The organism is Rhizobium sp. 01N424, assembly GCF_056399485.1.
This window is the reverse complement of sequence record NZ_JBFTRK010000001.1, coordinates 933,321-951,190: the sequence shown is the minus strand read 5'-3', so window position 1 is coordinate 951,190 and position 17,870 is coordinate 933,321. Positions and strand designations below refer to the sequence as shown.

At 63.7% G+C, this 17,870-nt stretch carries 22 protein-coding genes and 1 pseudogene; 8 read left to right on the top strand and 15 right to left on the bottom strand.

Features of this window, described 5'->3' with window-relative positions:
• Window positions 1-8: 8 nt before the first annotated feature.
• Window positions 9-944 carry a sensor domain-containing diguanylate cyclase gene (locus AC1DNK_RS04895; RefSeq protein WP_477939651.1) on the top strand — a complete coding sequence of 312 codons (936 nt, stop codon included), beginning with the start codon at window positions 9-11 and terminating at the stop codon, window positions 942-944.
• Window positions 945-1,109: 165 nt separating this feature from the next.
• On the opposite strand, the gene AC1DNK_RS04890 is transcribed toward AC1DNK_RS04895, so the two are convergent.
• On the bottom strand, window positions 1,110-1,442 hold the full coding sequence (locus AC1DNK_RS04890; RefSeq protein ID WP_477939648.1) for a hypothetical protein: 333 nt from the start codon (window positions 1,440-1,442) through the stop codon (window positions 1,110-1,112).
• A gap of 216 nt (window positions 1,443-1,658) precedes the next feature.
• Between AC1DNK_RS04890 and AC1DNK_RS04885 the strand changes: the two genes are divergently transcribed.
• Together AC1DNK_RS04885 and AC1DNK_RS04880 are read left to right on the top strand one after the other, a co-directional pair.
• Window positions 1,659-2,033, top strand: coding sequence for a VOC family protein (locus AC1DNK_RS04885; RefSeq protein ID WP_477939646.1), 375 nt, complete (start codon window positions 1,659-1,661; stop codon window positions 2,031-2,033).
• A 178-nt stretch (window positions 2,034-2,211) separates the two neighbouring features.
• Window positions 2,212-3,372: a M20 aminoacylase family protein gene (locus AC1DNK_RS04880; protein WP_477939644.1), complete on the top strand. Its 1,161-nt coding sequence runs from the start codon at window positions 2,212-2,214 to the stop codon at window positions 3,370-3,372.
• A gap of 70 nt (window positions 3,373-3,442) precedes the next feature.
• On the opposite strand, the gene AC1DNK_RS04875 is transcribed toward AC1DNK_RS04880, so the two are convergent.
• Entirely contained in the window at window positions 3,443-4,234 is a 792-nt protein-coding gene (locus AC1DNK_RS04875) for an aldolase (protein ID WP_477939642.1), read from the bottom strand.
• Window positions 4,235-4,254: 20 nt separating this feature from the next.
• Window positions 4,255-4,956, bottom strand: a complete 702-nt coding sequence (locus AC1DNK_RS04870; RefSeq protein WP_477939890.1) for a haloacid dehalogenase type II — start codon at window positions 4,954-4,956, stop codon at window positions 4,255-4,257.
• An 89-nt stretch (window positions 4,957-5,045) separates the two neighbouring features.
• On the opposite strand from AC1DNK_RS04870, the gene AC1DNK_RS04865 reads away from it, so the two are divergent.
• Window positions 5,046-5,903, top strand: a complete 858-nt coding sequence (locus tag AC1DNK_RS04865) for a LysR family transcriptional regulator (protein ID WP_477939640.1) — start codon at window positions 5,046-5,048, stop codon at window positions 5,901-5,903.
• A gap of 48 nt (window positions 5,904-5,951) precedes the next feature.
• Here AC1DNK_RS04865 and AC1DNK_RS04860 read toward each other — a convergent pair whose 3' ends face one another.
• Window positions 5,952-6,728, bottom strand: coding sequence for a siderophore-interacting protein (locus AC1DNK_RS04860; RefSeq protein ID WP_112517361.1), 777 nt, complete (start codon window positions 6,726-6,728; stop codon window positions 5,952-5,954).
• 278 nt (window positions 6,729-7,006) lie between these two features.
• Between AC1DNK_RS04860 and AC1DNK_RS04855 the strand changes: the two genes are divergently transcribed.
• Window positions 7,007-7,621, top strand: a complete 615-nt coding sequence (locus tag AC1DNK_RS04855; protein WP_477939888.1) for an O-methyltransferase — start codon at window positions 7,007-7,009, stop codon at window positions 7,619-7,621.
• Here the strand turns inward: AC1DNK_RS04855 and AC1DNK_RS04850 are convergent.
• The 4 genes from AC1DNK_RS04850 to AC1DNK_RS04835 form a co-directional block, all read right to left on the bottom strand.
• A complete protein-coding gene (locus tag AC1DNK_RS04850; RefSeq protein WP_477939638.1) occupies window positions 7,618-8,427 on the bottom strand; it encodes a DUF6456 domain-containing protein in 810 nt (269 codons plus the stop codon). The genes AC1DNK_RS04855 and AC1DNK_RS04850 overlap by 4 nt on opposite strands.
• The gene (locus tag AC1DNK_RS04845; RefSeq protein ID WP_477939636.1) at window positions 8,420-8,860 is read right to left on the bottom strand and encodes a helix-turn-helix domain-containing protein; all 441 of its coding nucleotides are present in this window, start codon (window positions 8,858-8,860) and stop codon (window positions 8,420-8,422) included. Before AC1DNK_RS04845 ends, AC1DNK_RS04850 begins: the two co-directional genes overlap by 8 nt.
• Before the next feature lie 138 nt (window positions 8,861-8,998).
• Window positions 8,999-9,667: a LysE family translocator gene (locus AC1DNK_RS04840; RefSeq protein WP_477939634.1), complete on the bottom strand. Its 669-nt coding sequence runs from the start codon at window positions 9,665-9,667 to the stop codon at window positions 8,999-9,001.
• A gap of 68 nt (window positions 9,668-9,735) precedes the next feature.
• On the bottom strand, window positions 9,736-10,488 hold the full coding sequence (locus tag AC1DNK_RS04835; RefSeq protein WP_477939632.1) for an SDR family oxidoreductase: 753 nt from the start codon (window positions 10,486-10,488) through the stop codon (window positions 9,736-9,738).
• Window positions 10,489-10,586: 98 nt separating this feature from the next.
• On the opposite strand from AC1DNK_RS04835, the gene AC1DNK_RS04830 reads away from it, so the two are divergent.
• From AC1DNK_RS04830 to AC1DNK_RS04820, 3 genes and pseudogenes are all read left to right on the top strand, one after another.
• Complete coding sequence (locus AC1DNK_RS04830; protein ID WP_477939630.1) at window positions 10,587-11,483, top strand: cupin domain-containing protein; 897 nt, start codon at window positions 10,587-10,589, stop codon at window positions 11,481-11,483.
• A 1-nt stretch (window position 11,484) separates the two neighbouring features.
• Window positions 11,485-11,759 (top strand): annotated as a pseudogene (locus tag AC1DNK_RS04825) (hypothetical protein); the annotation flags it as partial.
• 141 nt (window positions 11,760-11,900) lie between these two features.
• On the top strand, window positions 11,901-13,106 hold the full coding sequence (locus AC1DNK_RS04820) for an MFS transporter (RefSeq protein ID WP_477939628.1): 1,206 nt from the start codon (window positions 11,901-11,903) through the stop codon (window positions 13,104-13,106).
• Window positions 13,107-13,163: 57 nt separating this feature from the next.
• Here AC1DNK_RS04820 and AC1DNK_RS04815 read toward each other — a convergent pair whose 3' ends face one another.
• The 7 genes from AC1DNK_RS04815 to AC1DNK_RS04785 all read right to left on the bottom strand — a co-directional run bounded on the left by AC1DNK_RS04815 (window position 13,164) and on the right by AC1DNK_RS04785 (window position 17,769).
• Window positions 13,164-13,595: a Ros/MucR family transcriptional regulator gene (locus AC1DNK_RS04815; protein ID WP_112389884.1), complete on the bottom strand. Its 432-nt coding sequence runs from the start codon at window positions 13,593-13,595 to the stop codon at window positions 13,164-13,166.
• 437 nt (window positions 13,596-14,032) lie between these two features.
• Entirely contained in the window at window positions 14,033-14,362 is a 330-nt protein-coding gene (gene mnhG, locus AC1DNK_RS04810; protein WP_477939626.1) for a monovalent cation/H(+) antiporter subunit G, read from the bottom strand.
• Window positions 14,362-14,739: a cation:proton antiporter gene (locus AC1DNK_RS04805; RefSeq protein WP_477939624.1), complete on the bottom strand. Its 378-nt coding sequence runs from the start codon at window positions 14,737-14,739 to the stop codon at window positions 14,362-14,364. The genes mnhG and AC1DNK_RS04805 overlap by 1 nt, the downstream gene beginning before the upstream one ends.
• Window positions 14,736-15,209 (bottom strand): Na+/H+ antiporter subunit E, encoded by a 474-nt coding sequence (locus tag AC1DNK_RS04800; protein ID WP_477939622.1) that lies wholly within the window; start codon window positions 15,207-15,209, stop codon window positions 14,736-14,738. The genes AC1DNK_RS04805 and AC1DNK_RS04800 overlap by 4 nt, the downstream gene beginning before the upstream one ends.
• Window positions 15,206-16,759 (bottom strand): Na+/H+ antiporter subunit D, encoded by a 1,554-nt coding sequence (locus AC1DNK_RS04795; RefSeq protein WP_477939620.1) that lies wholly within the window; start codon window positions 16,757-16,759, stop codon window positions 15,206-15,208. Before AC1DNK_RS04795 ends, AC1DNK_RS04800 begins: the two co-directional genes overlap by 4 nt.
• Before the next feature lie 213 nt (window positions 16,760-16,972).
• Window positions 16,973-17,350 carry a Na+/H+ antiporter subunit C gene (locus AC1DNK_RS04790; RefSeq protein WP_477939619.1) on the bottom strand — a complete coding sequence of 126 codons (378 nt, stop codon included), beginning with the start codon at window positions 17,348-17,350 and terminating at the stop codon, window positions 16,973-16,975.
• Window positions 17,350-17,769, bottom strand: coding sequence for a Na+/H+ antiporter subunit B (locus tag AC1DNK_RS04785; protein ID WP_112389877.1), 420 nt, complete (start codon window positions 17,767-17,769; stop codon window positions 17,350-17,352). Before AC1DNK_RS04785 ends, AC1DNK_RS04790 begins: the two co-directional genes overlap by 1 nt.
• Between the last annotated feature and the right edge of the window lie 101 nt (window positions 17,770-17,870).

Here is a 17,870-nt window from a genome sequence, read left to right as displayed (position 1 = left end):
ACAGGCAGATGACTGGCGCCCTCCCCGCGCGTCATCTGAGAGGTGACAGGGTGTTTACGCAGCAGCAATTGACGTCGATCCTGTCCTCCCTTCCGGATCCGGCCTTCATTCTCACCCGCAGCGGCCGCTATGCGGCGATCTTCGGCGGCAAGGATCTCCGGCATTATCACGATGGCAGCGGCCTTGTCGGGCTCACCATGTATGACGTGCTGAAAGAGGAAAAGGCCCGCTGGTTTGCCGCCGAGATCGAGCGGGCGCTTGCAAGCGGCGCGCTGCATATCGTCGAATACGAACTCAGCGGCGCCGATGTGAAGGGTGCCGGCGATGGCCCCGGCCATTCGATCTGGTTCGAGGGCCGCGTCCAGGCGCTGCCCTTTCAGGTGGAGGGCGAGGATGCCGTCGTGTGGGTGGCGAGCAATATCACCGGCAAGAACGAGGTGCAGCAGCAGCTGCGCCAGCTTAGCGAAACCGATGCGCTGACCGGGCTCTACAACCGCCGCAAGCTGATCGAGACGCTGGATCAGCGGCTGACGGTCTTCGAGCGCGAGAAATCCCAGACATCGGTGCTGGTCTTCGACCTCGACAATTTCAAGAGGCTCAACGACGAGATGGGCCACCACGCCGGCGACACGGCGCTGATCGAGATCGCCCGCCTCTGCCGCCAGCATCTGCGCCAGGACGACATGATCGCCCGCTTCGGCGGCGACGAATTTGTGGTGGTGATGCCCGGCACCCGCCAGACCGACGCGCTGGAGATCGCCGAGCGGCTGCGCGAACGCGTTCCCGCCATTCTCAGGGAAAGCATGCGCTACGAATCGACGATCAGCGGCGGCGTGGCCGAATTCGGCCTGCCGGACCGCTCGGCCAGCGATATATTGAAGCGCGCCGATGAGGGGCTGTATCTGTCGAAACGATCGGGGCGGAACCGGGTTTCGGCGCTTTAGGCGAAACAGGCACCGCACTTGAAGCGAACGGCCACGTCGGCCGCACCGGCGAAACCTGCGGAGATGACCAACGTCGCGGCTGTCATGAACCTGGGAAAGTCCCCATGATGATCAGCACCCCTATCTCTGATTGCCTGATAAGCCCAGCCGGAGCAACGCACCGGCTCACAGGCTGCAGCCCGGATACTTGTAAAGGTCAGCTTGAGACAGGTCTGCCGGGCAGTTCTTGGCGGCAGTCGCCTTCTGGCCGCAGGAGGAAGCCTTGAGCTGCGATATGGATGCATACCGTCCCTGAGAGACGCGCACCTTGACGCACTGCTTTCGGGCAGCATTCCACCAGGTGTTGTTGCCCCCGACATCCACATATCCACGGGCCTGCATCTCGCTTTCGGCGCCGGGAGCCCGCGCACCGACGAGATCGGCTATGTCCGACGGCGATCTGGCAGAAGCATCCAATGGGATCAAAGCCAAAATGCAGGCTACGAGTTGCAAACGCACGAACGCCCCTCCCGATCTGATTGCCGGAACAAATTAGCATTCATGAATATAACTGGCGAGAGAAATTGCGCCGCCCCGCTATCCCGACAGCCCAGCCGCGGGCAATCCGCAGACGGCGCTCGCTGCGGGAACGCGGCAACAATTTCCGCATTGACCGGGCTTTCCGGCTGGCCCATGTCTTTAACCTGGAATACCCGGCCCCACTGGAGACAAAGCATGTTCACCCACATCATGATCGGCAGCAACGACCTGGAGCGGTCCCGGCGCTTCTACGACGCCACGTTCGCCGCATTGGGCGGCAAGCCCGGCGAGATGGATGCGCGGGGACGGCTGATCTATGCCCATGAGGGCGGACGGCTGATGATCACCACGCCGATCGACGGCAAGCCGGCGACGGCGGCGAACGGCGGGACGATCGGCATCGGTGCTGCGAGCCGGGACCATGTTCTGGCGTGGCATGCCGCCGGTAGCACGCATTGCGGCACGGCGATCGAAACCCCGCCTTCGGAGCGTCCGAACGGGGCGTTTGTCGCGTATCTGCGCGATCCTGACGGGAACAAGCTGACGGCGCGGACGCAGGCGGTGAAGTGACGGTGGTGGCGCGAAACGGTTTTGGATCAGCTGGGAATTCGCGCCTCTGGATGCTCGGCCCGAAACAGGGCGATGGGGATCACGAACGGCTGCTTTGCGCCAATAGCTGCCATTGCGCGTTACGGGAAATATCCTATTCTCGTCGCCTCACTTCCGAGATCAGACAGAGGATCGACCTATGCCTGAAATAGACGGCGATTACGCTGATGTCGTCGAATGGCGACGTGATATCCACGCCCATCCAGAGCTTCAGTTCGAAGTCCACAGAACAGCCGAGTTGGTGGCCTCGAAGCTGAAGGAGTTCGGATGCGACGAGGTAGTGACAGGTGTCGGCAAGACGGGCGTCGTGGGGGTTATCCTTGGGCGGCAGCAGACCAGCGGAAGGGTTATCGGCTTGCGTGCTGATATGGATGCTTTGCCAATCGAGGAAGAGACCGGAGCCAAGTGGGCATCCACCAACAAGGGTGTCATGCATGCATGCGGGCATGATGGACATACAGCCATGCTATTGGGTGCCGCCCGTGCTCTCACGCGAACACGCGCGTTTGACGGCACGGCGATAGTAATCTTCCAGCCCGCCGAGGAAGGTGGCGGTGGAGGCAAGGCAATGGTTGATGACGGTCTGATGGATCGCTTCGAAATCAACGAAGTCTACGCCATGCACACGGAGCCAGGATTGCCAATCGGCCAGTTCAGTACCGCGAGTGGCCCCCTAGCTGCATCTGCGGATGGCTTTCGGATAAAAATCGACGGCAAAGGCGCGCATGGGTCTTCGCCCCATGCCAGCGTCGATCCGCTCGTCGTCGGCGCGAATATCCTTCTGGCGCTCCAGACGATAGTCTCACGCAACGTTCACCCGCGCCAGTGCGCTGTTGTCACAGTAGGCTGGATGGGTGGCGGTAAAGCTGGAAACGTCATTCCCCAGTCGGCCGAAATGGGAGGAACGACTCGGACCTTTGATCCGGCAACACGCGACTTGATTGAGAAGCGGGTAACAGAAATCGCCTCGTATGTGGCCGAAGCTTATGGTGCGAAAGCGACCGTTACTTACAAGCGGATGTTTCCGCCAACGGTGAATCATGCAAATGAAACAGCCTTCGCAGTCGATGTGGCGAGATCGCGGGTAGGAATGGAAAACGTCAACGGGTCTATGGAACCGTTGATGGGGTCAGAAGACTTTGCGTTTATGCTTGAAGCTCGCCCAGGAAACATCATGCTCATTGGTAACGGCGACGGCCCATCCGTTCACGACGCACGGTATGACTTCAACGATGCCGCAATTCCCTTCGGCGTCGATTATTTCATATCGATTGTGGAGCGCCGCTTGCCGTTGGAATGACCGCTAAGGGCCCAAAGCGGCCACCGCGCCGTAGCCAACGAGCATCTGCTGGCCATAACCGCAATCCCCCTCAATCCTTATACCCCGCCCCCTCCCGGTCCAGCACCCGGCGCACACTCTCCAGATGCATCCGCGCGCTCTCCGGATCCCCCTCGCGCATCTGCTTCGCCGCCGCCGCCGCCGCCTCGGGCGCAACCGGCAGCAGGCGGCGGCCGGTGCTCATCGCCTTGAGCTGCACTTCGGCGGCGCGTTCGAGGTAGTAGAGATCGTCCCAAGCCTCGGCGATATTGGGGGCGCAGACCAAGACGCCGTGGTTTTTCATGAACAGGATGTCGTTATCGCCGAGGACGGCGGCGATGCGGTCGCCTTCGCGTTCGTCGAGCGCCAGGCCGTTGTAATTCTCGTCGACGGCGACGCGGCCGTAGAATTTCAGGGCGGTCTGGCCGGCGAAGATCAGCGGCTCGCCTTCGACCATGCTGAGTGCGGTGGCATTCGGCATATGTGTGTGGAAGGCAGCGCCGACGCGCGGCGACATCTTGTGCAGGCGGGCGTGGATGAAGAAGGCGGTGGCCTCGGGCACGCCGTCACCGGCGACCACATTGCCCTCGAAATCGCAGATCAGCAGCGACGAGGCGGTGGCTTCCTGGAAAGCCCAGCCGAGGCGGTTGACGAGGAAAAGATCGGGATGGCCGGGGACGACGGCCGAGAAATGGTTGCAGATCCCCTCTTCCAGGCCGAGCCTGGCCGCCATCCTGAGGCAGGCGGCGAGATCGGCGCGGGCCTTCCAGATCTCCTCGCTATCGAGCGGGATGTTGCGCAGGACAGCCGGTGCGCCCTTCGAGAGATTGAGTTCGTGCGCCATGTCTGCCTCCGCAATATTCGTTACATCCAGCCGGCGGCAGCGAGGACGCCGGGTACCTTGTCGAGCGTTGGCACCACCGCGTTGGCGGCGTAATCGGCCAGCGGCTTGCGCCCCGTGCCGCGATCGACCCAGACCGTACGAAAGCCGAGTTCGCGGGCGGCGGCAAGGTCGAGATGCGGGCTGGCGCAGATATGCACCAGATCATTCATGCCAATCCCAAGCTCTTTCCAGGCGTGACGGAAGGTTTGTGCCGATGGCTTGTAGGCGCCGGCCTGCTCGGCAGTGATGACCCGGTCGATATGGCCGCCGAGCTGGGCGACGTTGCCTGCGATGATCGCGTCATCGGTGTTGGAGATGATGGCGAGGCGGAAACCGGCTGATTTCAGCCGCCCGAGCGTTTCGACGACTTCCGGGAATGGCGGCATCCTGCCGATCGAGGAGGTCAGGATTTCGGCATCGTCAGGTGTAAAGCCGAGGCCGAATTCGCCCATCGCCTTTTCCAGCGCCAGGGCGCTCACTTCTCTGAAGGATCTGTGCGGGCGCTCTTCCTCCAGCGCGTGCTCATGGCGGTCATAGGTGGCGGTGAAGGCCTTCTGGTCGATATTGCCGCCCTTGGCAGAGAGGATACGATCCATCGCCGCCAGCAGCCCCTCGTCCCACTGGATCAGGGTTCCGTAGCAATCGAATGTCAGCCAGCTGGGCCGGGTGCCTGGAAGCGTCATCTGCATCATCTCCGTTGATGCCGCCAGATTGACAAAGCGCGCGGTCATTGAGAAATTAAATATAGAAATTTCTCTCAGTGAAAAATCGAATGAGCTACGGATTCGACCTCGATCTTCTCAGAACCTTCGCAGCCGTTGTCGATTGCGGCGGCTTCACCAAGGCGGCCGAGCGGGTGCATTTGACGCAATCGACCGTCAGCCAGCAGGTGAAGAAGCTCGAGGCCAATCTCGGCCACACGCTGCTGTTGCGCGACAAATCGACGGGCGGAGTACAGACGACGGAGGCGGGCGAGTTGCTGCTGAGCTATGCCAGGCGGCTGCTTTCGACGGCTGATGAGGCATCCGAAGCGATGCGCAAACCGGCGGCGCCGAAGACCGTTCGTCTCGGCGTTCCCGAGGATTTTGCCGGGCGGCGGCTGATCGACCTGCTCTCCGGCTTCTCGGCGGCCTCGCCGCATATAAGGCTGGATACGGTCAGCGGCTGGAGCACGGAGCTCAAGCGGCTGCTCGATGCCGGCGAGATCGACCTGGCGCTGATCAAGCGCGAGCCCGGCGATGGCGCGGCATTGGCGAGCTGGAGCGAGGAGCTGATCTGGGTGGAAGGCGGGCAGCCGAGCGCCGGGAGCGACCCGGTGCCGCTGGCGGTGTTTCCCGTCGGCTGCATCTATCGCGACCGGGCGATCCGCGCCATCGAGCGCAGCGGACGGCGATGGCGGATAGCCTATACCAGCCAGGGGCTGATGGGCGTGCAGGCCGCCGTCGCCTCCGGCCTCGGCATCAGCCTGCTGCCCTCGGATGCGGTGCTGCCGGAACACAGGCTGCTTTCGGCCAGGGACGGCTTCGAGCCGCAGCCGAATTCGGAACTGGCGCTGGTCAAGGGACGGACGCGGCTTTCGGCGGAGGCGAAATTCCTCGGTGAGTTTCTGACGGACAATCTGGCGCCCTGACGATGCGGCAGGGGCGAGCCTCAGCCCGCCCCTTTGCATTTGCTGATATCAGCCGAACTTCTCGGTGGTATCCGCCTTGCCCTTCACCCAGTAGCCCGAGGCCTTGATCCAGGCGAGAGGATAGCCGCGCTCTTCGGTCAGATAGGCGCGGATGGCGCGGACGACGGAGGCTTCGGCGGCTACCCAGACGAGCGTCTGCGGGGCGATGTCGATGCCGCTCAGCGCCGCGATCAGTGGCGCGGCATCGGTGGCCTCCGACAGCGGGCGGTGGACCCAGCGCGTGGTCAGCGCGGCTGCCGTCTCGAAGACCTGCTGCTCTTCCGGCCCGGCGACGGCGCCGAGCAGGGTGATGATGCTTCCTTCGCCGCTTTCCTCAATGCGCCGGCCGATCGCCGGAAGAGCCGTCTCATCGCCGACCAGCAGCCAGCGCTTCACCTTGTTCGAGATGACCGCCGAGCCGCGCGGGCCGCCGATTTCGAGCGTGGTGCCCGGCTTCGCATCGATCGCCCACTGGGTGACCGGACCGGCCTCATGGAGGGCGAAATCGATCGTCAGGCTGCGGGCGGCGTTGTCGTAGCGGCGCGGGGTGTAGTCGCGGCGTTCTTCCTCGCCGCCCTCACCCGCTACGATGACCTTGATATGGTCGTCGGGCGCCAGGCTGACGAAATCGGCGAGGTCTTCGCCTGTCAGCACGACGCGGCGCATGCCGGGGGTGATATCGATGACGCTCTCGGCGATCAGCGAACGGCGGCGCAGTTCATGCCTGACCCGCTCGATTTCGGGCGCGGCATTGGCACTGTTTGCAGAATTGGTGTTGTTATCCATCTTGTCCTTCTTGGGGCTCATAGAGCTCGATCCGCAGGACATGGTCGCGCAGATCGAAGCCGCAGAGCCGTTCGATCATACGCGTTGAGTGACGTTAACGCTTACGTGACCGGGCAAGCGCCCGGACATTGACGAACCGGCTTTAACCGACAGAGCCCCTCGCCGCAAGACGGACGGCGCAGCGAATATCCTATGTTACTAAGATTTAACTTTTGCAAGGCCGATCATCCGCGTCAGATATTGCGCATATAGGCATTCGAAAGCAGATGGAAAAGATGATGGACGCCAAGATCCGCACAGTTCTCGACACTTATGAAGAGATGATCGCCGAGGAGCGCGCCAGCCCCCGCATCGAGCCGCCCGGCGGGCGGGACGGAGGACAGGACCGGCGGATGCGCGCCGTCGGCCCGGAGACCGGCCAGTTTCTCAACATTCTGGCCAAAAGCCTCGATGCGCCTGTCATCCTGGAGCTCGGCACCTCTTTCGGCTATTCCGGCATCTGGCTGGCGGAAGCGGCGCGCGCGGCGGGCGGCAGGCTGATCACCATGGAAATGCACGGCTACAAATCCGCCTTTGCGCAGGATATGGCGGAGAAGGCCGGGCTGTCCGCGCATATAGACTTCCGGATCGGCGATGCCGTGGAGATGATCGGCACGCTCAAGACCGGCGTCGATTTCGTGCTCGTCGATCTCTGGAAGGATCTCTACCTCCCCTGCCTCGAAGCCTTCTATCCCCGGCTCAATCCCGGCGCGATCATCGTCGCCGACAACATGATCCGGCCCGGCGACGACAATGTGAAAGCCTATGGCCGGGCGATCCGCGCCAAGCCGGGGATATCGAGTGTGCTGCTGCCTGTGGGCAGCGGATTGGAGATCAGCCGGTACGAGCCCTAGCGGAAGGTGGTCTCCATCTCTGGCCTGTACCCCTCCTCGCCCCAATGCTGCATTCTCGCGGCTCGCCGCGGCGGGTTGTAGTGGCGGGCGAGCGCCAGGAGGGCGGTGCGCAGCATCAGCTTGGCGGAGCGCACCGGCCATTGGCGTTCGCGCTCCACGGTTTCCAGACCCTTCATGAAGCAGCAGATATCGAGGGCGGCGCCTGACAGTTCCGGCCCCATCGCCTCGATGGCGCGGTTGACTGCGATGCGGGCGGCTATCGCGCTGTCGGCGAGATCGGCCATGCCGCCGCGCTCGCCCTTGCTGCGGCCGGAAAGCCGCGGCTGCCAGGAGGCGGTGACGCGCGGCTGCAGCTGGGCGCGGGTGAAATCGGCATGCAGGTGTTCGCCGGCGGCAAGTGCGGCCTTCGGCAGGAAGGGCTCGCCGTTTCTGTCCTTCAGGCGGGCGAGCGAGGAAAGCGGCGATTCCGCCTCGTTGACCCTGAACGTCTCGGGCCGGCCATCAATCTCGCGGGTTGCGCGGGCGATATCGCCATGCTGCTCGATGAAGGCCTCGTCGCGTTCGGCCAGTGCCCGGCGAAGATAGGCACGCGCTGCAGGCGCCAGGCTGGCGCTGTCGCGCGCAATCGTGGCAAGGCCGCGGGAGACGGCTTCGGAGAGCAGGCCGGACGGGATTTCATGACGGGCGGTGCCGTGATGGAGGGCGACGGTCTCCGAGCCGAAGCGCTCCAGCCGAACCTCGCCTTTTGCCAGGAAGCGCAGCATCTTCAGCATCTGCCTGTCGCTGTTGGCGGCTTTCTCAGTCATGGGCTGCTCCTTCCGGAAAGCGGAAGACGGAGACGATGGTGCGCTCGATGGCGGAGACGAAGTCGTCGAAGGCCGGGTCGTCGCGGCGCTGCTCGACGATCATGCAGGCATGGGCGACGGTGGTGCGATGGCGCCCGAAGCCGCCGGCGATCTCCTGCTGCGAGAATTGCAGCGCCGTGTGGCAGGCATACATGGAAATCTGCCGGACATGGCAGAGCATGCGGCGGCGATCGCGCCGCTCCAGCATGCGGCTGCCCGCCATCATCACCATCTCGGCGGTGATCTTCTGGGCGATGCGGCAGACGATGCGCACCGGCAGAGACACCGATGGCGGACGCGGCTCGGGCGGTGGAGCCGGCGGCTCTTCATCGAGGATCGGGCGGAGAGCTGTTTCGAGGCGATTGCGCGGCAAAGGGCTTTGAGTGTGCGGCATGTGAAACTCCCGTAAATAGGAATTAATTCACACACCATAAGAGAGGAATGCGCGAAGCGAAAGAGTGATGCCACAACTTTTTCGCGCTCCCGGTCCTAGCGGAGCTTAACATACTGAAAATGAATGTGGATTATTTTCCTATTTCGATCGCGCCGCCGACGACGCGGGAGATGGGCTGCCGGAGAGGAGAAGCCGGATGCCGAGGCCGATGAGGACGATGCCGGTGAACCGCTCCTGCCAGGCCAGCAGTTTCGGAAAGCGGTGAAGAAATTGGCCGACGGTTCCCGATGCCAGTGCCACGCCGCCGAGCGAAAAGATGCCGACCAGTTTCTGGATCGATCCCAGAACCAGCAGCTGCAGCCAGACCGGCCCGGCATGGGGATCGACGAAGAGCGGCAGGAAGGTGAACATGAATAGCAGGGACTTCGGGTTGGTCAGGCTGTTCAGTGTTCCTTCGCGCACCGCCTTCCACCCTGAGACCGGCCGCGACTTCAGCCTTTCTGAGGATTGATGCGCGAAGCTTGCCCACACCATCCTGATCCCGAGATAGATCAGATAGGCCGCGCCCAGCCACTGGAGGACATGCAGCGCAGACGGATAGGCGGCCACCAGCGATGCGAGGCCGAGGACCAGCAGGCCGACCTGCACGGCCCCGGCCACAAAGACCATGCCGGCGACCGTCAGCAGCGCGGTCCTCCGCCCCTGGCCGACGCCGCGCGCGATGACCAGCATCATGTCCGGCCCCGGCGTGATTTCGAGGACGGCAAGGGCGATGAGGAAGGTCAGGAAGATCGAGGCGTCGGGCATGATTCTGGAATCGCGGAGGGAGGGAGTCTACCAATTGAAGATAAGAGGTAGCGGAAGATAGGTTGCGGTTACAACCCCGCTTCGGCCATCCAGAGCTCGGCGTCGGCGCCTCCAGGAATGCGCAGCGGTGCTGCGGGATCGGTGGCGGCGCGCCAGACGGCTTCGGCGACATCGGGCGCGTGGGTGACCGGGCCGGTATCCTCCTGCACGTTTTTGACGAATTGCTGGATCAGCGGTGCGTAATCCGGATCATCGGCGCCGCGCAGATGCGGCCGGGCATTCTGGCCGAAGCGGGTCTCCGGCGAGCGGCCCGGCAGGACGATATGCACCCGCACGCCGAACGGCGCCATTTCGACCGCCAGGGATTCGCTCAGCGCATTCACCGCCGCCTTGCTTGCCCGGTAGACGCCGATGACGGGCAGCACCTTGACCGTGACCGTCGAGGTGACGTTGACGATGACGCCGGCGCGCCGTTGACGCATCTGCGGCAGCACCGCCTGGATCATCGCCAGCGTGCCGATCACATTGGTCTGGAACAGCGACTGCGCCGTCTCGGGGTCGGTCAGTTCGATTGGCGCCGGCGCGCCGAAACCGGCATTGTTGACCAGCACGTCTATTGGACCTGCGCTCTTCATCGCTTCCGCGATGCTTGCGGGATTGGTGACGTCGAGCGGCAGGACGCGCAGGCGATCGGATAGCGGAAGCAGGCTGGCAGCGGGCGTGCGCATCGTTGCGATCACCTCCCAGCCGCGTTCCAGAAACAGTCTGGCAGTCTCCAGGCCGAAGCCGGACGAGCAACCGGTGATCAATATCGTGGGCATGTGCTTCTCCATGCGAAAAGGAATGCCGCGATGGTAGTGACCGGTGACAGGACTTTATATAGGCTGAAGTCTCCATTTCTTTAGCGATAGTCCTGATCATGAGCATCGATCCGCTTGCCGACATCGTCACCTTGCTGCAGCCCGCAGCGCGCTTCTCGAAGCTGGTGGAATGCGCCGGCCAATGGCGCATTCGTCGCGAGGCCACCGGCGAGCCGTTTTACTGCGCCATCCTGGACGGCGCGTGCAGCGTCACATTCGGAGACGATCAGCCGTTCATCCTAGAAGCTGGGGATTTCGTGCTAGTGCCTGCGATGCGCGATCTCGTCAACGAGAGCCTCGATGCTTCCGCCGGTTTGCCGGATACGATCCCGGCGCAGCTCACCGACGGCCGTTTTCGCGCCGGGCGTCTCGACGGCCCTCCTGATCTGCGCATGCGGATCGGCCACTGCAGCTTCGGCGCGCCGGATGCCGCCCTGCTCGTGTCGCTGCTGCCCGACGTGGTGATCGTGCGCGGCGAACCGCGCCTGGCGACGCTGATGCAGCTCCTTGGCGAGGAGACGCGGGCGCGGCGCCCGGCACGCGAACTGGTGCTGGAGCGGCTGCTCGAAGTGCTGCTGATCGAGGCCCTGCGATCCGGGACCGAGACCACCGCCGCACCCGGGCTCAGCCGCGGCCTTGCCGACGAGCGCCTGGCGGCAAGTCTGCATGCCCTGCATGCTCGCCCTGCCCATCCCTGGACGGTGGCCGATCTTGCTGCCGAAGCCGCCCTCTCCCGCTCCGCCTTCTTTGCCCGCTTCAGCCGTGTCGTCGGGCTGGCGCCGATGGAATATCTGCTCGCCTGGCGCATGGCGCTCGCCAAGCAGCTGCTGCGGCGGCGGGAGCTCACCATGGACGAGGTGGCCGAGCGCGTCGGCTATGGGTCGGCGAGCACATTCAGCGTGGCCTTCGCCCGCCATGCGGGGGTGCCGCCGGCGCGGTTTGCGCGGGGTGGGTGAGATGGGGTGCGTGCGCGTGGTTTGGTCGCAAGGGTTGGAGCGTGTGGCCCCCTCATCCGGCCCTTCGGGCCACCTTCTCCCCGAGGGGAGAAGGGACGTCTCCATCAGTCACCGCGGCTCGCTGAAACCAGCACAGAGGCTGCCGCGACCCTCCCCTTCTCCCCTCGGGCAGAAGGTGCCCGAAGGGCGGATGAGGGGGCTCCGGGTGAGGTGCTTACAAAGCGGGGCGCTCAGCGCAAACGCAACGATTTCGGCTCGATGACAAATAAAGCTCGGGTAGATGCCTCCGCCTGCGACCGGAATCCTCTCCTCTCCCACCCACGACGCCAACCCGCCCCCTCGCCCCACCACCCCCTGTCATCAAACTGATAGAATTAACTTGCTAATGATTTGCAATTGCAGATCGGAACGCATTTGATGACCGAACCAGAACCAGAGACCAAAACCCTCCTTCCCCTCGTCGTCCTGTCGATCGCCCAGCTGATCGGCTGGGGCGCCGTCGGTTTTCCGGCGGTGGTCGGGCGGGACGTGGCGGCCGATCTGCAGATCGGCATGCCGGCGGTGTTTGCCGGAACGACGACTTTCTACGTGATGATGGGAGCCTGCTCGCCGCTGCTGTCGCGGTTCTTTGCAAGCCTCGGGGCGCGGGTGGTGATGATGGCCGGGACGGTGGTTTCGGCTTTGGGACTCATGCTGGTGTCGCTGGCACATTCGCCGTTCACCTATTTTCTCGGATGGCTTCTGATCGGGGCGGCGGGCAGCGCCAGTCTCACCATGCCGGCGCATATCCTGCTCAACGAGATCGCCGGACGCGGGGCGGCGCGGGCGATCGCGACGCTGATGCTGGTGACCGGCCTGTCGAGTACCATCTTCTGGCCACTCACCTCGTTTCTGGCGGCGCATGGCGGGTGGCGGGGCGCGTGCCAGGTCTATGCGCTGGTCATGGCCCTGGTCTGCCTGCCGCTCTATGGCTTCGGGCTGCCGCGCAGGCGCAACGAGGCCGCCTCTTCTGTAGCGTCGCCCGCGCCGGTCGCAGCGTGCGCCTATGACCGGACCTTCTACCTGATCGTCGCGGCAATCGTCTTCAATGCCTTCATCACCTACGGGTTCAGTTCGGTGCTGATCGAGCTCCTGAAAGGCGAAGGTCTCAGCCCGTCGCAGGCGCTGGCTTTCGGCTCGACGCTCGGCATCATCCAGATCGCCGCGCGCGGCGTGAACCTGATCGGCGCGACCGAATGGGACGGCGTGACGATCGGCGCCGGTGCCTCCGGAATGCTTTGCCTGTCGCTCCTGATCCTGCTCGCCGTTCAGGGCTCGCCCGTTGCGGTCGGGGTTTTCCTGGTGCTCTATGGCACCAGCAGCGGCGCACTTGCCGTGGCGCGATCGACCATTCCGCTCACCTTCTACGACAAGGCCGATTTTGCGCGAGCCCTGTCGCGGATCGCCCTGCCGCTCAACTGGATCTCGGCGGCCTCGCCGCCGCTGCTGATCTGGCTGATGACCACGTATGGCAATGGCGCGGTGCTGGCCCTGTGCCTGTTCTGCTCGCTTTGCGCCATCGCCATGCTGCTTTTGCTGCGCAGCCGCCGCCCGGCCGATCAGGGCGCCGCCGTCCCGTCATAGCCATAAAACAAAAAAGCCGGGCGCAAAGCCCGGCTCTTGACATCGACTGCGCTCTTTTCAGCCGCGGCCGCGCTTGCGGCGCTGGCCGAGACCCATTTCCTTGGCAAGGCGCGAGCGCGCTTCGGCATAGGCGGGAGCGACCATCGGGTAGTCGGCGGGAAGATCCCACTTCTCGCGGTATTCTTCCGGCGAGAGACTGTGATGGGTCATCAGGTGGCGCTTCAGGGACTTGAAGTTGCCACCGCATTCCAGGCAGGTGATCTGCTCGTCCTGAACGGACTTGCGGACAGAAACAGCAGGCTTCTGCTTTTCTACGATCGCTGCGGCGGGCTGTGGTACGGACGTGTTGCTGAGGGCGGAATGCACGTCGGAAATCAGATTGGCCAAGTCGGTGACCGGGACTACATGATTGCTGACATAGGCCGCCACGATGTCGGCCGTCAGCTCTACCAGCAATTCCGGCCCAGTGCCGGTCGCGGTATCCGTCATATTTTATATCTCCTGTTCGCATGCGTGGATGATCTTTGTGCCAAAAAGCACAAGATCGCCTTCGTAGAGGCTAACAGTAGAAGTCCAGCTTACAGCAGCATGTCCTAAAACGCGAATCCACCCCTAGATTCTTGCCGCCGAAATCTGTCCCAATACTGCCTGAATCCGAATCATACGTCGCACTCTTCGACCGCAGCCTTAATTAGACATTGGATATCAACGTTAAGGATGGAAAAAGCGAAACGATTCTAATTCGAAATCAGAACTCTACTTGCAATTCAATTAGCATCGTTTGACCGAAAGTCCAATTCTTATTTGCGTGATCTCTACGTAAAAAATTGTCCGACATTAAGATTTTGCAAGCAAGCATCCGACTTTAGTCCATAAGCAGAGACAAAATTTGCGTAAAATTGCTTAAAGCCCTGTATTTTATACTCTCATCGTTTGCGCATATCGTCACGTACGGAAAATACCGACAAAGCATGTCCGGTGGCATGTGCGGCCCTTGCAAGCAGATGCGCAGCAACCGGAGCGGTCAGAAGCAGAAAGGCTATCCCGGCCACAGCTCGCGTAAAAATTGATAAATCCCCGGAATGGACCCCGGCAGCGAGCAGCAGGAGGCTGGCACCGACCGTGCCGGCCTTGGAGGCGGCATGCATGCGGCAATAGACATCAGGCAGCCGCAGAACGCCGATGGCCGCAGCCAGCGTGAAGAATGCGCCTGCCAGCACCAGGACGGCAACGATGATCGCAACGGCATAATCCATCACCGCACCCTCCCCGGTTTGGCGGCTTTCACTTTTGTCTTCGGTTTTGCGGCCTTGCCCTGCTTCGGAACCGCGTCCGGCTCCGGTTGCCCGGCCGGCAATCCCCGCGACAGTACGAAGCGGGCAAAGGCGACGGTCGCCAGGAAGCCGACGAGGCCGAGCGAGACGGCGATGTCGATGTAGAGCGCGAAACCGGTCTTGACCGCGACCACGGCGATGAAGCCGATGGCGATGCCGGTCAGCATGTCGAGACCGGCGATCCTGTCGGGCAAGGTCGGCCCGGCGGCGATGCGCCAGGCGGTGAGCAGCAACGACAGACCAAGCACGGCCAGTGCCGCATCGGCCGCAAGCTGGATGATGACGGCGGGCTCGATCACCGGAAGGCCTCCATGATCTTGCGCTCGAAGCCTTCGGCAATCGCCTTGCGGGCCGCCTTCGGATCGGAACAGTCGAGCGCATGGACATAGAGCGTCTTGCGGTCGTCGCTGACATCGACCGACAGCGTGCCGGGCGTCAGCGTGATCAGGTTGGCGAGCAGGGTGATCTCGAAATCGCGATCGACGGTCAGCGGGAAGGCGAAGATGCCGGGCTGTATCCGCATCTTCGGCCGCAGTACCGTCAGCGCCACCGCCGAGGCGGACAGTGCGAGCTCCCGCAGGAAGAGCAGAGCCAGCGACAGAACCAGCCGGAAGCGGCGCAGATAGCCGCTGCCGCCGAAGGGTTCGCGGACAACCGCGAGAACAGCAGCGCCGAGCACGAAGCCGAGCAGCAGATTGTGCAGCGAAGCGCTGCCCGATACGGCGGCCCAAGCAATGGCGAGCAGCAGGTTGAAGACGAAGGCGATCATGGTGTGCGAGCCTCCGGGAAGACCGAATGGATATAGGCGGTCGGATCGGCAAGGTTTTCGGCGGCCTGCTGCGTCAGCGACAGCAGCTGCTCCGGCAGCACGCCGAAGAGCGTGACGAGCGCCGTCAGCGCAATCAGCGGCGCGGCGGCGGTCCAGCCGACCGCCACTGGCGCAAGCGGAGCCGCCGCCGGACGCCAGTAGGCGAGCAGGAAGAGGCGGCCGAAGCAGATCGTCGACAGGAAGCCGCCGGTCAGCAAGACTGCCGCCAGCCACCAGGCGCCGACATCGAGCGAGGCCTTGACCAGCATCAGCTTCGGCCAGAAGCCGGAAAAGGGCGGCAGGCCGGAGGCGGCGAAGAACAGCATCAGCGAGACGGCTGCAAACCAGCCGTTTGCGCGGTAGAGGCCGCCGAGCGATACCAGCGAGAAGCCGCCGCCGAGGCGCCCGGCAATACCGGCTGCCAGATAGAGCGCGGTCATCAGCACGATCGACTGCAGCGCATAGAAGATCGCGCCGCTGACGCCCCCCGGCGTGCCGATCGAGATGCCGATCAGCATGCTGCCGATGCCGGAGATGACGGTATAGCCAAGCACGCGGCGGATATCGCTCTCGGCCAGCGCCCCCAGCGCGCCCGACAGGCCGGTGGCAGCGCCGAGGATGGCGATCAGCAGACTGAGCTCCTCGCGCTCGACCGGCATCAGCATGATCATCACGCGGATCAGCGCGTAGATGCCGACCTTGGTGAGCAGGCCGGCAAACAGCGCCGACACGACGGTTCGCGGCGTGTGATAGGAGGCGGGTAGCCAGAAATTGACCGGAAAGGCGGCGGCCTTCATGGCGAAGGCAAACAGGAAAAGAGCTGCCAGCGTCATCAGCGGCGCGCCGTCGCGCAGGCCGGCGGCCTTTTCGGCGATATCGGCCATGTTGAGCGTGCCGAAGATGGCATAGAGATAGCCGACGGCCACGAGGAACAGCGTGGTGGCGATGAGGTTCAGCACCGCATATTTCATCGCTCCGTCGATCTGCCTGCGCTCGGAACCCAGGACCAGCAGGCCGAAGGAGGAGATCAGCAGCACCTCGAACCAGACGTAGAGATTGAAGACATCGCCGGTCAGGAAGGCGCCGCTGACCCCGGCCATGAGCAGAAGCAGCAGCGGGAAGAAGCCGAAGCGGCGATGCCCGGCATCGGTATCGGACAGCGCATAGAGACTTGCCGCCAGCGCCGCGATCGCCCCCGCCAGCGCCATCAGCACGCCGAAGAGGTCGGCGGTGAAGGCAATGCCGAACGGCGGCAGCCAGCGGCCCATCACCATGGTGACCGGGCCTTCGGCGATGACCTTCTGCAGGAGCAGTGCATCGATGACGACGAGAGCCGTCAGGCCGGCGATGGCGATCGGGGCATGGAGATGGATGCGGGACCGTAGCGCAAGTAGCAGGGCGCCGAGCGCGATGCAGAGGGCGACGGGAAGGATGACCAGCCAATGGGCCGCCGGAACGGGGGCGGTGAGCATGGCGGTGGAGAGGTCGAGGGTGGTGGTGGGGGTGGCCATCTTAGGGGGTGGCTCCCTTGAGTGTCGAGGGTGAGATACCCCCCTCTGCCCTGCCGGGCATCTCCCCCACAGGTGGGGAGATTGGCTGGGCGCGCCCGCCCGCTCCACCTTTGATGATTAGCGAGAAGCGAACCACTGGTCGATCTCCCCCCTTTAGGGGGAGATGCCCGGCAGGGCAGAGGGGGGTAGCCACGCGCAGAACGCTCTCCATCCTCAATACCCCACAGGCGGAACCGGCTCGTCGCGCGGCTCGGCCAGCCGCATCTCGTCGGTATTGTCGGTGCCGGTGTCCTGGTAGGCGCGGCAGGTCAGCACCAGCAGGAAGGCGAGGAAGGAGAAGGAGATGACGATCGCCGTCAGGATGAGGGCCTGCGGCAGCGGATTGGCGGCGCCCGCAGGAAGGGTGTCGAGACCGGCAGGGATGATCGGCGGCACCTCGCGGGTCAGGCGGCCGGCGGTGAACAGCAAAAGGTTGACGCCGTTTCCGAGGATGGCGATGCCGAGCATGATGCGGATCGAGAATTTCGACAGCATCAGATAGATGGCGGCCGAGAAAAACAGGCCAGAGAGGATGGCGACAAGCGGCTCCATCAGTCGTCCTCCCTTTCTTCCAGCGCCAGGGCGATGGCGGTGATGGCGCCGAGCACGACGAAATAGACGCCGATATCGAAGAGCATGACCGAGGAGAGCGGCACTTCCAGACCGAGGATGGTGGGATAGATCCAGAGCCCGGTCATGAAGGGGACGGCGGCGGCGATGGATATCAGCCCGGCAGCCGTGGACATCAGCAGTCCGGCACCGGCGATTGCCAGCGGGTGGATACGGATGGCGCGGCGCACGGCCGGCACGCCATTGGCGATGCCGTAGATCGCCAGCGCGGAAGCCGCGATCAACCCGCCGATGAAACCGCCGCCGGGCTCGTTGTGGCCACGCAACAGGATGAAGACGGAAAAGAGCAGCATCAGGGCCGTGAGGAAGGGGGCGATGGTGCGGAAGATCAGGGTGTTCATGGGTGGGTGCCCTCGCCTTCCCTTCTCCCCCGCGGGGAGAAGGCGCCCGGCAGGTCAGGCGCAACTTGTTGCGCCGGGGATGAGGGGGCCGCGGGCTCGAA

Coding starts and splice junctions, on each gene's coding strand:
- AC1DNK_RS04785 (WP_112389877.1), bottom strand. CDS start 17,769: ATGAACACCCTGATCTTCCGCACCATCGCCCCCTTCCTCACGGCCCTG.
- AC1DNK_RS04795 (WP_477939620.1), bottom strand. CDS start 16,759: ATGGCCACCCCCACCACCACCCTCGACCTCTCCACCGCCATGCTCACC.
- AC1DNK_RS04860 (WP_112517361.1), bottom strand. CDS start 6,728: ATGGATAACAACACCAATTCTGCAAACAGTGCCAATGCCGCGCCCGAA.
- AC1DNK_RS04820 (WP_477939628.1), top strand. CDS start 11,901: ATGACCGAACCAGAACCAGAGACCAAAACCCTCCTTCCCCTCGTCGTC.
- AC1DNK_RS04830 (WP_477939630.1), top strand. CDS start 10,587: ATGAGCATCGATCCGCTTGCCGACATCGTCACCTTGCTGCAGCCCGCA.
- AC1DNK_RS04850 (WP_477939638.1), bottom strand. CDS start 8,427: ATGACTGAGAAAGCCGCCAACAGCGACAGGCAGATGCTGAAGATGCTG.
- AC1DNK_RS04875 (WP_477939642.1), bottom strand. CDS start 4,234: ATGGCGCACGAACTCAATCTCTCGAAGGGCGCACCGGCTGTCCTGCGC.
- AC1DNK_RS04790 (WP_477939619.1), bottom strand. CDS start 17,350: ATGGAGCCGCTTGTCGCCATCCTCTCTGGCCTGTTTTTCTCGGCCGCC.
- AC1DNK_RS04865 (WP_477939640.1), top strand. CDS start 5,046: ATGAGCTACGGATTCGACCTCGATCTTCTCAGAACCTTCGCAGCCGTT.
- AC1DNK_RS04870 (WP_477939890.1), bottom strand. CDS start 4,956: ATGACGCTTCCAGGCACCCGGCCCAGCTGGCTGACATTCGATTGCTAC.
- AC1DNK_RS04895 (WP_477939651.1), top strand. CDS start 9: ATGACTGGCGCCCTCCCCGCGCGTCATCTGAGAGGTGACAGGGTGTTT.
- AC1DNK_RS04885 (WP_477939646.1), top strand. CDS start 1,659: ATGTTCACCCACATCATGATCGGCAGCAACGACCTGGAGCGGTCCCGG.
- AC1DNK_RS04800 (WP_477939622.1), bottom strand. CDS start 15,209: ATGATCGCCTTCGTCTTCAACCTGCTGCTCGCCATTGCTTGGGCCGCC.
- mnhG (WP_477939626.1), bottom strand. CDS start 14,362: ATGGATTATGCCGTTGCGATCATCGTTGCCGTCCTGGTGCTGGCAGGC.
- AC1DNK_RS04840 (WP_477939634.1), bottom strand. CDS start 9,667: ATGCCCGACGCCTCGATCTTCCTGACCTTCCTCATCGCCCTTGCCGTC.
- AC1DNK_RS04845 (WP_477939636.1), bottom strand. CDS start 8,860: ATGCCGCACACTCAAAGCCCTTTGCCGCGCAATCGCCTCGAAACAGCT.
- AC1DNK_RS04835 (WP_477939632.1), bottom strand. CDS start 10,488: ATGCCCACGATATTGATCACCGGTTGCTCGTCCGGCTTCGGCCTGGAG.
- AC1DNK_RS04855 (WP_477939888.1), top strand. CDS start 7,007: ATGGACGCCAAGATCCGCACAGTTCTCGACACTTATGAAGAGATGATC.
- AC1DNK_RS04815 (WP_112389884.1), bottom strand. CDS start 13,595: ATGACGGATACCGCGACCGGCACTGGGCCGGAATTGCTGGTAGAGCTG.
- AC1DNK_RS04880 (WP_477939644.1), top strand. CDS start 2,212: ATGCCTGAAATAGACGGCGATTACGCTGATGTCGTCGAATGGCGACGT.